Consider the following 13,346-nt stretch of genomic DNA (forward strand, 5'->3'; position numbering starts at 1 on the left):
CGAGCGGCCCAGGCATCTCTTACACTGCCTCCAACTAAGCTTGTTCTTCCGAATCGCGGAATGGAGTAAATGCATAGTGAATACCTACGTACTGGTTCATGGCCTATTTCTCGGGGGATGGTGCTGGGGCCCCGTAGCCAGGCTGCTGACTGCCAACGGACACCGGGTATTCACCCCCACCCAGACAGGCCTGGGAGAGAGACATCATTTACTTTCACCCACAATAGGTATGGATACCTTTATCCAAGACCTGGTGAACGTAATCGAATTTGAGGAATTAAACCGGGTGATTTTAGTGGGGCACAGCTTTGGGGGCATGGCGGCCGCCGGCACCGCTGACGCACTTCCCGAGCGCATTCGCCATCTCGTTTACCTGGATGGTGCCATTCCCAATCCCGATCACGCTTTTGCCGAACAACTACCGCAAGATATCCTCACACAACGCCTGGCAGAGGCAAAAGAAATTCACGGCACCCGCTGTTTTTTACCGATAGATCCGGCGCAAATGGGGATTAAGAAGCAGGATGTTCAAAATTGGCTGCGCCGGCGTATGACCCCTCACCCCGTGAAAACTTATTTGGATCCCATCCAAATGAGACTCCCACCCGAGCAAGGACCGAGCTGTACTTTTATTCGCTGCACCAAGCCCTACTACCCCCCAGCCAATGTAAGCGGTGAGCGCGCGCAAAAGATTCCCGGCTGGCACTACCGAGAAGTTGCCGTCAGCCACGGTTGTATCTTTCTCACACCGCACAAAGTCGCCAGATTATTGCAGGAAATTCCTCTGTAGCCGCTGGGAGAAAACATGATTTAGCCGTAGAATATTCCGCCTTTATGGCGACGGGAAATTCTTGCTGTCAGCTCCCATCCAGCTCCCCCGCTCTGCTTTAAAGATCATTTGGCACAACCGACTGCCTCAATAACATTTTCTGCCCAGCCCCGGCTGAACTTGGCTGATATACCAAAATCATCGACAGGCTCTGCCTTAATAAACTTGGTTTTTCCCTTGCTCAAGATTTATCGACGCGCCATCTCCACCGAACTCTCCCACCTCACCACTCTGGGGGGGCCCTTAGTAGTCAGTAACTTGGCAGTGGTGAGCATGGGCGTTGTGGATACCATTGTCGCCGGTAACGCTGGGGAGGTAGACCTGGCCGGCTTGGCGCTGGGCTCAAGTATTTGGGCTGTATGCGCAGTTACCCTGATCGGCCTGCTCGCTGCAGTATCCCCGGTTGTTGCCCACTTGCGCGGAAGTCGCGATGAGGAAGGTTGTGCTGCCCAGTTACACCAAGCTCTCTGGATTGGCTTGATCGGCGGCATATTAGTGCTACTCGCCCTGCTCGCCGTGCCTGTGTGGAGCCAGTGGATCAAAACCGAGGAGCCTGTTCGACAGGTTTTACAGGGTTATATCCTGGCACTCACGGTAGGCACCCTACCCTTTGCCCTCGGAACCGCACTGCGCGGCTATTGTGAGGGTATGGGACAGGTGCGCCCAGTCATGCGTATTTATCTGGCCGCCGCCCTGCTCAATATCCCCCTGGACATTCTCTTTGTATTTGGCGCCGGCCCTATACCAGCTATGGGCGGTGCCGGCTGTGGCTGGGCAACCGCAGCGGTAAGCACCCTGATTGCTATCGCCCTGTTTTGGCATGCCGCCACAGATCCGGTATACCACCAACTCAAGCTAAAACTGATACCGCCCAGGCCCAACTGGCCCATTTTGAAACATCTTTTGGCTGTAGGGCTGCCAGTATGTGTCGGCGCTGCCAGTGAGGTCACATTTTTTGCCAGCTTGACGATTCTGCTCGCTCCCTATGGCGCAGCCATAGTGGCAGCGCATCAAATCGGCATGAGTATCGGCTCGATTTTTTACCTGGTAGCCCTGGCTCTAGCCCAGGCCCTGAGCATCCGTACGGCTCACTTACTCGGCCAGAAGCGCCCCAAGCGGGCACTGTTTGCCGGCAAGGTGGGGATTGGTAGTGGCGTCGTGTATGCCCTCGGAACAGGTGTACTACTGATCACCTTTCGCCACCTGTTTGTGCAGGCTTATACCAACAATGCGGAAATTATCGCAGTGGCAACCAACCTACTACTGCTCTGTGCCGCCTACCAATTGGTAGACGCCGCTCAAGCCATGGCCTGGGGAGCACTGCGAGGTTATAAAGACACCCGCGTTCCCATGTATATACAGCTGTTCTCTTACTGGCTGGTAGGGCTCTCCAGCGCCTATTGGCTGGGCGAAAACTTCTGGGGCGTTTATGGCTATTGGACTGGTGTCTGTATCGGCCTGGGCACCGCCTCGATCCTATTGGCGCTTCGACTGCGCCGAACCAGCCGCAAAGCCATTGCCAAAACCTGGGGAATACAGGTTGGTTCACATTCCCAGGGAACGCTTTGACTATACTGGCGCTCCAAGTCTCCAAGCGTGCCGGGCAACAATAATAACCGGCACCGCCCGCACAAGCAGTTAATCGGAGTTACCCAATGATCCCGCGCCTTTTCCCCAGCAGGCCCCGGCGCCTGTTGAGCCTTGCCCTGATTTTGGCCTCAGCCCAGGCCTGGGCAGTGAGTGCCACCATCGGCGAGCAAGAAAAACCCAACGTGAAGGCACAGGAAAAAGAGCAGGAAGGCGTCATCTCAAAGGCGGAAAACTTGCAATTGGACCAGCCGGTGATTACCGAGCTGGGCCCACCCACTGGCGCCGCGGAACCAATTATTGATACGCAGGCCAATGGGGAAGCCCCCCCTCAGAAATCACTGCCCCAGGCGGAAAATCTGCAGTTAGACCAGCCCATCAATGAACTGGAAGCACCGCCTTCAAATAAAGAGCCGCAAACCAGGCCTACAGTAGATACATCCACTCAGCCAGAATCATCCCCTACCGGCAATATTTCTATAGAAGTGGAAAAGGCCAAACCCCTGCGCTTGCTCGGTGCCGAGGTAACCCCGGCAACCTCCACCCGCCTGGCCTGGTCTCCCAGTCAACACTTTGAGGGTGTCTACAGCCCCACCGCCGTCCTGGTTGTCAACGGTGCCAAACCGGGACCGGTACTTTGCCTGACCGCAGCGGTCCATGGAGATGAATTAAACGGCGTAGAAACGGTGCGCAGGGTCATGTACGACCTCGATGCTGAACAGTTAAGTGGCGCGGTAATCGGCGTGCCTATCGTTAATCTGCAGGGCTTCCACCGCAGCTCACGCTACCTCACCGACCGCCGCGACCTGAACAGGCACTTCCCCGGAGACCCTAATGGCTCCTCTGCCTCACGGATTGCCAACTCCTTTTTCCACGAAGTCATCAGCCACTGCAATGCAGTGGTAGACCTGCACACAGGCTCTTTTTACCGCACCAACCTGCCGCAGTTACGCGGCGACCTCACCAACCCCAGAATCGTGAAAATGACCAAGGGTTTTGGCTCCACTGTGGTACTCCACAGCGCCGGGGCCAAAGGTACCCTGCGTCGCGCCGCGGTGGATGCGGGTATCCCCACCGTAACCCTGGAAGCCGGCGCGCCGATGGTGCTGGACGAGCGCTCCGTTAGCCACAGTGTGAAAGGGATTCGCACCCTGCTTAACCAACTGGGTATGGTGAGCAAGTTCCGCCTATGGGGTGATCCCGAGCCCGTATACTACAACTCCACCTGGCAGCGGGCCTCCACTGGCGGCATTATTTTTAGTGAGGTTCAGTTGGGAGAGTTTGTGCGCAAGGGAGATCTACTGGGCACAGTGACCAATCCCATCACCAATGTGCGCACAGAAATTCGCTCGCAGCACAACGGCCGTATTCTCGGCATGGCGCTGGATCAGGTGGTGCAACCTGGCTTCGCCGCCTACCACATCGGTATCCAGGCTCCGCAGGAACAAATCAGCCCGCCCGAAGAGGTCATCCCAGAAGAGACGGCTGCACAAAAACCCCAATCTCCAGATGCCCAAAAAACAAGAGTATCCGACAATAGCGCCGCGGACCTCCAAGGGGACGAGGACTAGCCCGCTACTGCGGGCCACTCACTTTATCGATAACCCTTGGGCTGGGCTGCTCCAGGGGCTCCGGTTGTAAAGTGATATGCTCGATATCAAAGCGCTTGGTCAGGGTCCTCCTCAAGCGCTCCAACACCGCGGGCCAAGCACTTAAATCATCCACCACAATGTGTGCCGACAGAGAGATGGTGCTGGAATCCAGACGCCAGATATGCAGATCGTGTACTGAGCGCACACCTACCTCCGCGGCCAGGGCTTCCCCCACAACTGGCAGGCTCAATTCCCGAGGAACACGCTCCATTAGCACATCCACCGCATCACGCAGCAGACGCACACAAGAAATCAAAATCAGAAAACAGATCAACAGCGATAACAGCGGATCAATCGGCACCCAGCCAGTAAAGTAAATCACCGCACCCGAAGCCAGGGCGGCTACTGAGCCGAGCATATCCCCCATCACATGAAGCAATGCGCCGCGAATATTGAGCGTGCGCTCGCCACGCAGTAGCACCCAAGCCGCCAGAATATTGATCAACAGGCCCGCCGCAGCTATCAACATCACCGTACTGCCGTGCACCGGTTGGGGGTTGCGCAGGCGGTTGATCGCCATAAAGGAGATTCCCACAACAATCAGCAACATAATCAGGCCATTCGTCACTGCTGCCAATACTTCCGCACGCCCCCAGCCAAACGACAATTCACGGTCTGCGGGCTTTTTTGCCAGCACCGCAGCAATAGCACCCAGTGCCAGGGCAAAAGTATCCGTGAGCATGTGGGCGGCATCCCCGAGTAGCGCCAGGGAGCCCGACAGCCATCCACCGATGGCCTCAACAATTGAAAAACTAAGCGTCAGAATCAGAGCAATAATTAGCGGGCGGAGGGCGCCATTTCCATTGCGATGGTGAACGTGATCGTGCATGAGCTCCCTCCCTTTTAAATCCTAGTAATACCCGCCCGGCTAGTTTTTTCGCCCCAGGGTTATGCGCTCCCAGCCGGAATAGTCTTTGCGACTCTCCACCGCTCTGTAACCGGCAGCAATAAAAATTTCCCGTACGGATTCTGCCTGCTGCCAACCGTGCTCTACCATCAGCCAGCCGCCGTCTTGCAGAAAACTTCCCGCGCAATTGGCGATTTCTTCAATATCCGCCAGCCCATGGCGCTCAGCCACTAGCGCAGAGTGTGGCTCGAAACGCACATCGCCCTGGGCCAGATGAGGATCCGCTGCATCGATATAGGGGGGGTTACTGACGATCAGGCCAAATTGCTGGGGCGGCAACTGGGTAAACCAGTCACTTTCCAGGATCTGTACATTGGTGAAACCGAGGCGCCTGCGGTTATCCTCCGCTAACGCCAGGGCAGCGGGGGACTTCTCCGCCGCAATAATCTGCCATCCCGGTTTTTCTGAGGCCAATGCCAGGGCAATTGCCCCACTACCAGTACCCAGGTCGAGTGCGCGCAATTTCTCTTCAGGGCAGAGTTCCAGCGCGGCTTCCACCAGCAGTTCAGTATCCGGGCGGGGAATTAATGTAGAGGCATCGACCCTCAAGGTGAGAGACCAAAACTCCCGCTCACCGGTCAGGTGAGCCACAGGTTCACCCTCTTTACGACGCGTCAGCAGTCCATCGAACTCACTCTGCTCACTCGTGCTCAGCTCGTACTCGGGCCAGGTATACAGCCAGCTGCGCTCGCGGCCGAGAATATGTGCCAACAGGACCTCTACGTCGAGTCGCGCTGACTCGCTGTCGATGAGTTCAATACTGCGGGCGAGATTATCCTTCACACTACTCATAGGAAAACGCTACCCAATATCGCCACACAACACGGCAACTACTGTCCCATCGCCGCCAGCTGATCCGCCTGGTGTTCGGTACGCAGCGGCTCAATCACCTCTTCCAGGGCACCTTGCATCACTTCATCGAGCTTGTACAAGGTCAGACCGATACGGTGATCGGTTACACGCCCCTGGGGGTAGTTGTAGGTGCGAATGCGCTCGGAACGATCGCCGCTACCCACCAGGCTACGACGGGCATCAGAGATCTCCTGTGCAGCAGCCGCCTCTTGCTCGCTGGAAAGCTTGGCCTGTAATAGTGCCATCGCCTTGGCCTTGTTTTTATGCTGGGACCGCTCGTCCTGACACTCCACCACGATGCCGGTGGGTAGGTGCGTCAGGCGCACAGCGGAGTCGGTTTTGTTGACGTGCTGACCACCAGCTCCCGAAGCGCGGTAGGTATCCACACGCAGATCAGCCTTATTGATCTCGATCGCGTCGCGCTCGTCTGGCTCCGGCATTACCGCCACGGTACAGGCGGAAGTGTGAATACGCCCCTGGGATTCGGTTTCCGGCACCCGCTGCACACGGTGTGCACCAGATTCAAACTTCAGCCTGGCGTAAACATCTTCACCGGCCACACGGGTGATAATCTCTTTGTAGCCGCCATGCTCACCAGCATTCTCACTGACAATTTCGATACGCCAGCCCTGTTTTTCGGCGTAACGCGAGTACATGCGGAAAAGATCGCCGGAAAAGATCGCCGCTTCGTCACCGCCGGTGCCGGCGCGAATTTCCAGGAAGACATTCTTGCGGTCATTGGGGTCCCGGGGCAGCAGCAGGGTTTGCAGCTCGCGCTCCATGGGCTCCACCTGGACCTCTGCCTCACGCAGCTCCTCCTGGGCCATTTCACGCATCTCTGGGTCGCTCTCGCCGAGCATTTCCCGCGCCGCAGCCATATCCTCTTTCAGCTGTTTGTAACGGCCGTAACACTTGACCACTTCTTCCAGCTCGGAGTACTCCCGCGATAGCTCACGGAACTGATCCTGATCGGAAATTATGCTGGCGTCACCAAGCAGCGCGGAAACTTCTTCGTGGCGCTCCTGCAGATTCTCCAGCTTGTTCAATAGGGATTCTTTCATTTCTGTTTTTTCTCTAATTCGGTATCGGCGAGGTCATCGAGCCCCACCACTTCGCGGGCGATACGCAGCCGCTCCAGATCGCCATCCGCAGTCGCTTTTTTCAGGCTGATCGTGGGAGCATGGATCAATTTGTTGGTCAGTGAACGGGCCAGCTGCTCCAGCAGACGCCTGGGGTCATCGCCCTTATCGAGCTGCAGCAGTACCCGCTCAAGTTCGGTGCCACTTATCTGCTGTGCGCGCTGGCGGTAGCTGCGAATCGTGTCCACCGCTCCGAGAGCAAGGCCCTCTTTGGTAAATTCCGCTGCAGCGCTATCTACAATCTCCCCGGCGGCCTCGGCGGCGCGTTCGCGGGAGCGCATCCCCTCATCGATCACGCCGCGCAGATCGTCAACACTGTACAGGTAGACATCGTCCAGCTCGCCGACCTCGGTTTCAATATCCCGTGGCACCGCGATATCCACCATAAACATGGGGCTGTGACGGCGCCTGCGCAGCGCGGATTCCACCGCCCCCTTCCCTAAAATCGGCAGCTGACTGGCGGTGGAGCTGATCACGATATCGGCGCGGGACAAGTGCTCGGGAATATCTGCCAACAGTATCGCTTCAGCACCGAAATTTTCCGCCAAAGACTGCGCGCGACTCAGAGTCCGATTAGCCACAATCAGCTGCTTAATGCCCTGATCTAACAGGTGGCGCGCCACCAGTTCCACCGTCTCACCGGCACCGATCAGCAATGCAGTCTGTTGCTTCAGGTCGGTAAAAATACGCGAAGCCAGGGATACTGCCGCATAGGCAACAGAGACGGGGTTTTCACCAATCGCCGTCTCTGTGCGCACCTTTTTCGCCACGGTAAATACCCGTTGGAAAACCCGGTGCAATTCGCTGCCGACACTGCCAGACTCCCGCGCCACCGCATAGGCGGACTTGATCTGGCCAAGAATTTGCGGCTCCCCAAGGACCATTGAATCGAGCCCACAGGCGACGCGCATCATATGGCGCACCGCCGCCTCACCACTGTGGATATAGCTGCAACCTCGCAGCTGCTCCAGCGGTACCTGATGGTACTCGGCCAGCCACTGCAGCAGCGGCTCCGCCTCCACATTGCCGTAGATTTCAGTGCGATTACAGGTGGAAAGAATGGCGAGTTCCCGGCAGTCGAGCGCCTTGCGCGCATCCCCCAGGGCACCGGACATCACCTCGGGTGCAAAAGCGACCCGTTCGCGCACCTCGATTGGCGCACTGTCGTGGTTGATCCCCAGGGTAACAATTGGCATAGAATTCCGTCGGCTAAATCTAGAGGCGCGTCATCCGCATTCGGGGCGCATTTTCACGGGCCACCGCTTTGCTTGCAAGCTGATGAGGCGGTTTAATTATGCGCTGATTTGAATAACCGGCCCAGGGCCCGCGCTCCAGAAGCGGATTCACGGCTAGAATTATATGGCGATAAACGTTTAAAACACGCCACTCTGACACTGCATCCCAGTAGCAGCCATGTATGGATACGATCTATGCTTCCACCCCGTCGTCCGCTCCCCCTCCTCAAAAACCAAACTCTATCACTCGGTGCGCTCTGCCTATCCCTCGTCTACCTACTGAGTGCCTGCGCCCAAATGCCGCCTGAAACGACAACCAATGAGGAAACCGAGCCTTCAGCTCGGGAACAGCACCGCGATGAAGGGGCGGCCGCTGCCGGGGAGGATGCAGCGCGCAGCTTCCCCATAGATACGTTTTACACACTGCTGGTAGCCGAAGTCGCCGGTATACGCGAACAGTACGATGTGGCCCTGGCCAACTACTACCACCAGGCTGAAGTTACTAAAGATGCAGGCGTGGCAGCGCGTGCAACCCGCATCGCACGCTTTCTCAATGCGCGTCAGGCCGCACTGCGTTCGGCACAGTTGTGGGCTGAGCTGGAGCCGGACAATGCGGATGCCCAACTGGCACTGACCGCAGAGCTCACCTTGTCTGGAGAGTTTTTAGAGGCCATGAAACACGCTGAGAGAGCGCTCGCTCTCGGCGGCAAAGCACCGATGCAATCTCTCGCCGCCACCGCCATCGGCCATCAACAACTCGATGAACAACTTCGTGCTGAATTTGCCCGGCTGGCTGAGGTTTACCCCAATAACGATGAAGTCGTTATGGCCTATGCCATGGTATTGCGTGATGCGAAGCAGTACAGGCGCGCCCTCGCACTGGTACGCCACATTCAGGAACAACACCCCGAACAAATCGATGCACCGCTGCTACAAAGCCATCTTTTGGTGGACTTGGATAGACGCAACGAAGCCATTCAATTATTGGAAAATTTAGTCAAAATTTATCCTGAGGAAACCCGCCTGCGCCTACAATACGCGCGCCTGCTTATTCGCGAAGACCTCAATCTTGCTCGCCAACAATTCGCCGAATTAGTTAAACAGCGTCCAGAGGACGGCAACCTGATTTTATCCCTGGCGTTGATTCACTATGAAACCAACCAGCTCGGTGAAGCCAAACCCCTGCTCGACCGTCTACTGGAACTAAAACAACACGAATCGGCGGCACACTTTTACCTGGGCGGCCTCGCGCAGAAGCGGGGGGACAACGACACTGCCGCCGTTCACTTCCAACAAGTGCAGCCCGGCAACGATTACGTGGAGGCCATCACCAAGGGCACCAAGCTACTCGCAGCCAGCGGTAAACACCGTGAGAACAGCCTGTGGTTTGCCAAGTTGCGAGAGCGACACCCCGGACAGGTAGAACATTTTTTCCTGATGGAGGTCGAACTGCTGCGCAGGAATGGTGAGCCACAGATGGCCCTACAAGTGGCAAACCAGGCCATTTCTAAACTGAATAACAGCGGCCGCCTGATGTATAGCCGCGCCCTGCTCAACGACCAGCTGGGCAATGCCGCAGCGTTTGAGAAGGACCTGCGTACACTACTGGAACGCGACCCGGATAACGCCACGGTATTAAATGCACTGGGCTACAAACTGATCGACGATGAGACCCGCCGCCAGGAAGCCCTGCAACTTATCAGCCGGGCTCTGGAGCTGGAACCGGAGGATCCAGCCATTATCGACAGTATGGGCTGGGTGCAGTACCGTCTGGGGAATTATCGCGACGCGGAAAAATATTTGCGCAAAGCCCTGGAAAAACTGCCGGATCACGAAATCTCTGCCCACTTGGGTGAGGTACTCTGGGTCCAGGGGGATCGCGAAGCGGCTCTCAAAGTCTGGAACGATGGGCTGGCCGCCAATCCAGAGAGCAAAATTATTCCGGCTGCGATGAAACGATTGCAAATCAAAGAAACACTGGAACAACATGTATCCGACAACTGACGCCGCTACCCGTAAGTTTTATTTACTCCTGGCAACAGCATTGACTCTGCTGATCTCCGCCTGTGCTGGCCAAAAGACCAAAGAGCCCGTTGCTCAGGAGCCCCCCGGCGAAACTGCAGCTCCCACCTCGGTAGCCCAACTCAAGCAGTGGACTATCAAAGGAAAACTCGGCGTGCGCTCTCCGGCAGATAACGGCAGTGCCAATTTGACCTGGCAACAGAGTGGCCCGCAAAATTTTCGCATTCACTTAAGCGGCCCCTTGGGTGCTGGTACTACGATAATTTCCGGTTCCGCTGGCGGTGTCAGCCTGGTGCGCGGTAATGAAGCGCCGGTAGTCGCCCGCGATGCCGCCCAACTCACCCAGCAAACTCTGGGCTGGCCGCTGCCCGCTAGGGAAATGTTCTACTGGGTACGCGGTCTTCCCGCGCCCGGGCCAAGAGGCGCTGAAAAACACAACGGCCAGGGCGAGCTACAGAGCCTGCAACAATCCGGCTGGTCGTTGCGGTTCAGCGATTATCGCCAAAACGGCCCTTACTTACTTCCCACACGTATTAAAGCCCAGACCAACGGTGCCGCCGGGCCGGTACAAGTCACTCTGGTAATTAAGGACTGGGCTTTTTAAATGCCGAAGCCCCGGCATCCGGGTATGATGCGCCCAACAGAATTAACCGGCCCAACATTCCCGCATGCTGACCTTACCCGCCCCCGCAAAACTCAACCTGATTCTGCGTATACTCGGCCGTCGCCCCGACGGTTACCATGAACTACAAACTCTCTTTCAAATACTCGATTACGGCGACAGTCTTGAGTTCTCCCTGCTGGACGACGGCAGTATCCGTGTGGATGCAGGCACTTTGGATGTTCCCGAGCAGGACAACCTGGTCTATCGCGCAGCTCTGCTGCTGCGTCAAAATATGCAGTGGCAGAATAAATCGCTTCCCGGTGCAGATATCCGCCTGAGTAAAAAGTTGCCACACGGTGGCGGTATCGGCGGCGGCAGTAGCGACGCAGCCACTACTCTGCTCGGTCTCAACTATCTGTGGCAGTGCCATCTATCCATCGATACCCTCGCCGAGCTTGGCCGGCAACTCGGCGCAGATATTCCAGTATTTGTGCGAGGGCACACCGCCTGGGCCGAAGGTGTTGGAGAAAAACTCACACCACTTTGCACAGAAAAACGCCACTATTTAGTCCTTGCTCCCGGTTGCCAGGTGAGTACCGCAAAAATTTTTTCCGATTCCCGTTTGACAAGAGATTCCGACGCAATTACATTAGCGGCCCTTCGCGAGGGGCAGCTCAATGAAACGCCACTCAGCAGTAAAAAACTGGAAGCTTTTTCCGGTAACGACTGCCAGGAACTTGTTGAGAGTCTCTACCCTGAAGTTCGCGATGCCCGAGAGTGGCTGCAGCAATTTGCGCCAGCACAACTCACCGGCACCGGAGGTTGCGTTTTTGCCGCCTTCGAAACTGAGCAAGCAGCCCGATCGGCACTTGTCAGGCTACCGCGAAAATGGCAGGGTTTTGTTGCGGCCGGTGTACAGACTTCACCGACACATCAGCAGCTCGCGAAATTAACCTCAAGCAATTGAGGAAAGATACTGGGGCGTAGCCAAGCGGTAAGGCAGCGGGTTTTGATCCCGTCATGCGAAGGTTCGAATCCTTCCGCCCCAGCCATTTTCCTTTTATACAGTGGCACCAGCAAAAACCGGTTCCGACATGTTTCAGTCGACACTGACCCAACCGGCCGAGGCCACTCGTAGCGGGCTACAAGAAGCCTACCCCCGAATTCTAAAGAATAATGTCGAAGGCAGTTTTGCATGCAACTCCCTGCCGTCGACCCGGAGGCTTTCCGAATATAAAAGCAACCACCTGGGTGACCAGGAGCCACGGCCAGCACCTTTAACAGCTTCGCTATCCGCTCTATCGCCCCCTATAAAAAGTGGTGCTATCGCATCCTAACTGCTAGCAAATTATGCCGGCATCTACACTTCAACTCACTTCAAGACAGAATTAAAGGAACTCGCAGTGGCTGACTTAATGGTCTTCACCGGCAACGCAAACCCGGAACTGGCGCAGAAAATTGTCGACCATATGGCGATCCCCCTGGGCGAAGCCACGGTCAAGCGCTTCTCCGACGGCGAGATTGCAGTTGAAATTACCGACAACGTGCGCGGTCGCGACGTTTTCGTAGTGCAATCCACCTGCCAGCCCACCAATCGAAACCTGATGGAGCTAATCCTACTGGTTGACGCCCTGCGCCGCGCCTCAGCCGGCCGCGTTACCGCAGTGGTTCCCTACTTCGGCTACGCCCGCCAGGACCGTCGCGTGCGCTCCCAGCGTGTACCAATTTCCGCAAAAGTGGTTGCCGATATGATGGTGAGCGTGGGTATCGACCGTGTGCTGACTGTCGACCTGCACGCCGAGCAGATTCAGGGCTTTTTCGATGTGCCTGTGGATAACGTTTACGGCTCTTCCGTGTTGCTCGACGATATCGAGCGCCAAAAGTACCAGAACCTGGTTGTGGTATCCCCCGATATTGGCGGTGTTGTTCGTGCCCGCGCCGTGGCCAAGAGCCTCGACTGCGACCTAGCCATCATCGACAAACGCCGCCCCGCCGCCAACGTTGCCGAAGTGATGAACATCATCGGTGAAGTTAGTGGCCGCACCTGCCTGCTGGTAGACGATATGGTCGACACCGCTGGCACTTTGTGCAACGCCGCCAACGCCCTGAAAGAGCACGGCGCCGAGAAAGTTGTCGCCTACTGTACCCACCCAGTACTTTCCGGCAATGCCATCAGCAACCTGAACAACTCCGTTCTGGATGAGCTGGTGGTTACCGACTCCATCCCGCTGGGTGACAAAATGGAGAAAGCACCAAAAATTCGCCAGCTGACCTTGTCTGCCATGCTGGCCGAGTCCATGCGCCGTATCAGCAATGAGGAATCCCTCTCTGCGATGTTCCGCTAAGGACTCCTTATCGGCAAATAGAAAAGTGCCCCGCAGCAGCGGGGCACTTTTCGTTTGGGACTGATTCCCGTAGAATACGCGCCCGCCCGGCACTGCCGGGCTATTACTTCTGGGCAAGCGCCCAATTTACACTAACGCCAGAGCGGTCCGGTCGCAGGTCTCTCTGGACAGACA

Annotated in this window: 11 protein-coding genes and 1 tRNA gene; 8 read left to right on the plus strand and 4 right to left on the minus strand. The window is 56.6% G+C overall.

The features are described 5' to 3' along the window. Positions 1 to 76 precede the first annotated feature (76 nt). The 3 genes from MJO52_RS16255 (at position 77) to MJO52_RS16265 (ending at position 3,987) form a co-directional block, all read left to right on the plus strand. Positions 77 to 790, plus strand: a complete 714-nt coding sequence (locus tag MJO52_RS16255) for an alpha/beta fold hydrolase (protein WP_252083022.1) — start codon at positions 77 to 79, stop codon at positions 788 to 790. Between the two features lie 216 nt (positions 791 to 1,006). Beyond that, on the plus strand, positions 1,007 to 2,398 hold the full coding sequence (locus tag MJO52_RS16260) for an MATE family efflux transporter (protein WP_252083023.1): 1,392 nt from the start codon (positions 1,007 to 1,009) through the stop codon (positions 2,396 to 2,398). An 86-nt stretch (positions 2,399 to 2,484) separates the two neighbouring features. Beyond that, complete coding sequence (locus tag MJO52_RS16265; protein ID WP_252083024.1) at positions 2,485 to 3,987, plus strand: succinylglutamate desuccinylase/aspartoacylase family protein; 1,503 nt, start codon at positions 2,485 to 2,487, stop codon at positions 3,985 to 3,987. A gap of 4 nt (positions 3,988 to 3,991) precedes the next feature. Here MJO52_RS16265 and MJO52_RS16270 read toward each other — a convergent pair whose 3' ends face one another. Genes MJO52_RS16270 through hemA form a run of 4 tightly spaced genes read right to left on the minus strand, consistent with a single transcriptional unit; the run spans position 3,992 to position 8,162 of the window. Beyond that, the gene (locus tag MJO52_RS16270; protein WP_252083025.1) at positions 3,992 to 4,897 is read right to left on the minus strand and encodes a cation diffusion facilitator family transporter; all 906 of its coding nucleotides are present in this window, start codon (positions 4,895 to 4,897) and stop codon (positions 3,992 to 3,994) included. A gap of 39 nt (positions 4,898 to 4,936) precedes the next feature. Then, on the minus strand, positions 4,937 to 5,767 hold the full coding sequence (prmC, locus tag MJO52_RS16275) for a peptide chain release factor N(5)-glutamine methyltransferase (protein WP_252083026.1): 831 nt from the start codon (positions 5,765 to 5,767) through the stop codon (positions 4,937 to 4,939). Between the two features lie 38 nt (positions 5,768 to 5,805). Then, positions 5,806 to 6,888, minus strand: coding sequence for a peptide chain release factor 1 (gene prfA, locus MJO52_RS16280; protein ID WP_252083027.1), 1,083 nt, complete (start codon positions 6,886 to 6,888; stop codon positions 5,806 to 5,808). Then, entirely contained in the window at positions 6,885 to 8,162 is a 1,278-nt protein-coding gene (hemA, locus tag MJO52_RS16285; RefSeq protein ID WP_252083028.1) for a glutamyl-tRNA reductase, read from the minus strand. The genes prfA and hemA overlap by 4 nt, the downstream gene beginning before the upstream one ends. A 234-nt stretch (positions 8,163 to 8,396) precedes the next feature. On the opposite strand from hemA, the gene MJO52_RS16290 reads away from it, so the two are divergent. The 5 genes from MJO52_RS16290 (at position 8,397) to MJO52_RS16310 (ending at position 13,172) form a co-directional block, all read left to right on the plus strand. After that, positions 8,397 to 10,205, plus strand: a complete 1,809-nt coding sequence (locus MJO52_RS16290; protein ID WP_252083029.1) for a tetratricopeptide repeat protein — start codon at positions 8,397 to 8,399, stop codon at positions 10,203 to 10,205. Continuing rightward, positions 10,189 to 10,827 carry a lipoprotein insertase outer membrane protein LolB gene (gene lolB / locus MJO52_RS16295; RefSeq protein WP_252083030.1) on the plus strand — a complete coding sequence of 213 codons (639 nt, stop codon included), beginning with the start codon at positions 10,189 to 10,191 and terminating at the stop codon, positions 10,825 to 10,827. The genes MJO52_RS16290 and lolB overlap by 17 nt, the downstream gene beginning before the upstream one ends. 64 nt (positions 10,828 to 10,891) lie before the next feature. After that, positions 10,892 to 11,794, plus strand: coding sequence for a 4-(cytidine 5'-diphospho)-2-C-methyl-D-erythritol kinase (ispE, locus tag MJO52_RS16300; protein WP_252083031.1), 903 nt, complete (start codon positions 10,892 to 10,894; stop codon positions 11,792 to 11,794). A gap of 10 nt (positions 11,795 to 11,804) precedes the next feature. After that, positions 11,805 to 11,879 (plus strand) — tRNA-Gln (locus tag MJO52_RS16305). Positions 11,880 to 12,242: 363 nt separating this feature from the next. Then, a complete protein-coding gene (locus MJO52_RS16310) occupies positions 12,243 to 13,172 on the plus strand; it encodes a ribose-phosphate pyrophosphokinase (protein WP_286037025.1) in 930 nt (309 codons plus the stop codon). Positions 13,173 to 13,346 lie beyond the last annotated feature (174 nt).

The sequence above is a fragment of the Microbulbifer variabilis genome (assembly GCF_023716485.1).
GTDB lineage: Bacteria > Pseudomonadota > Gammaproteobacteria > Pseudomonadales > Cellvibrionaceae > Microbulbifer > Microbulbifer variabilis_B.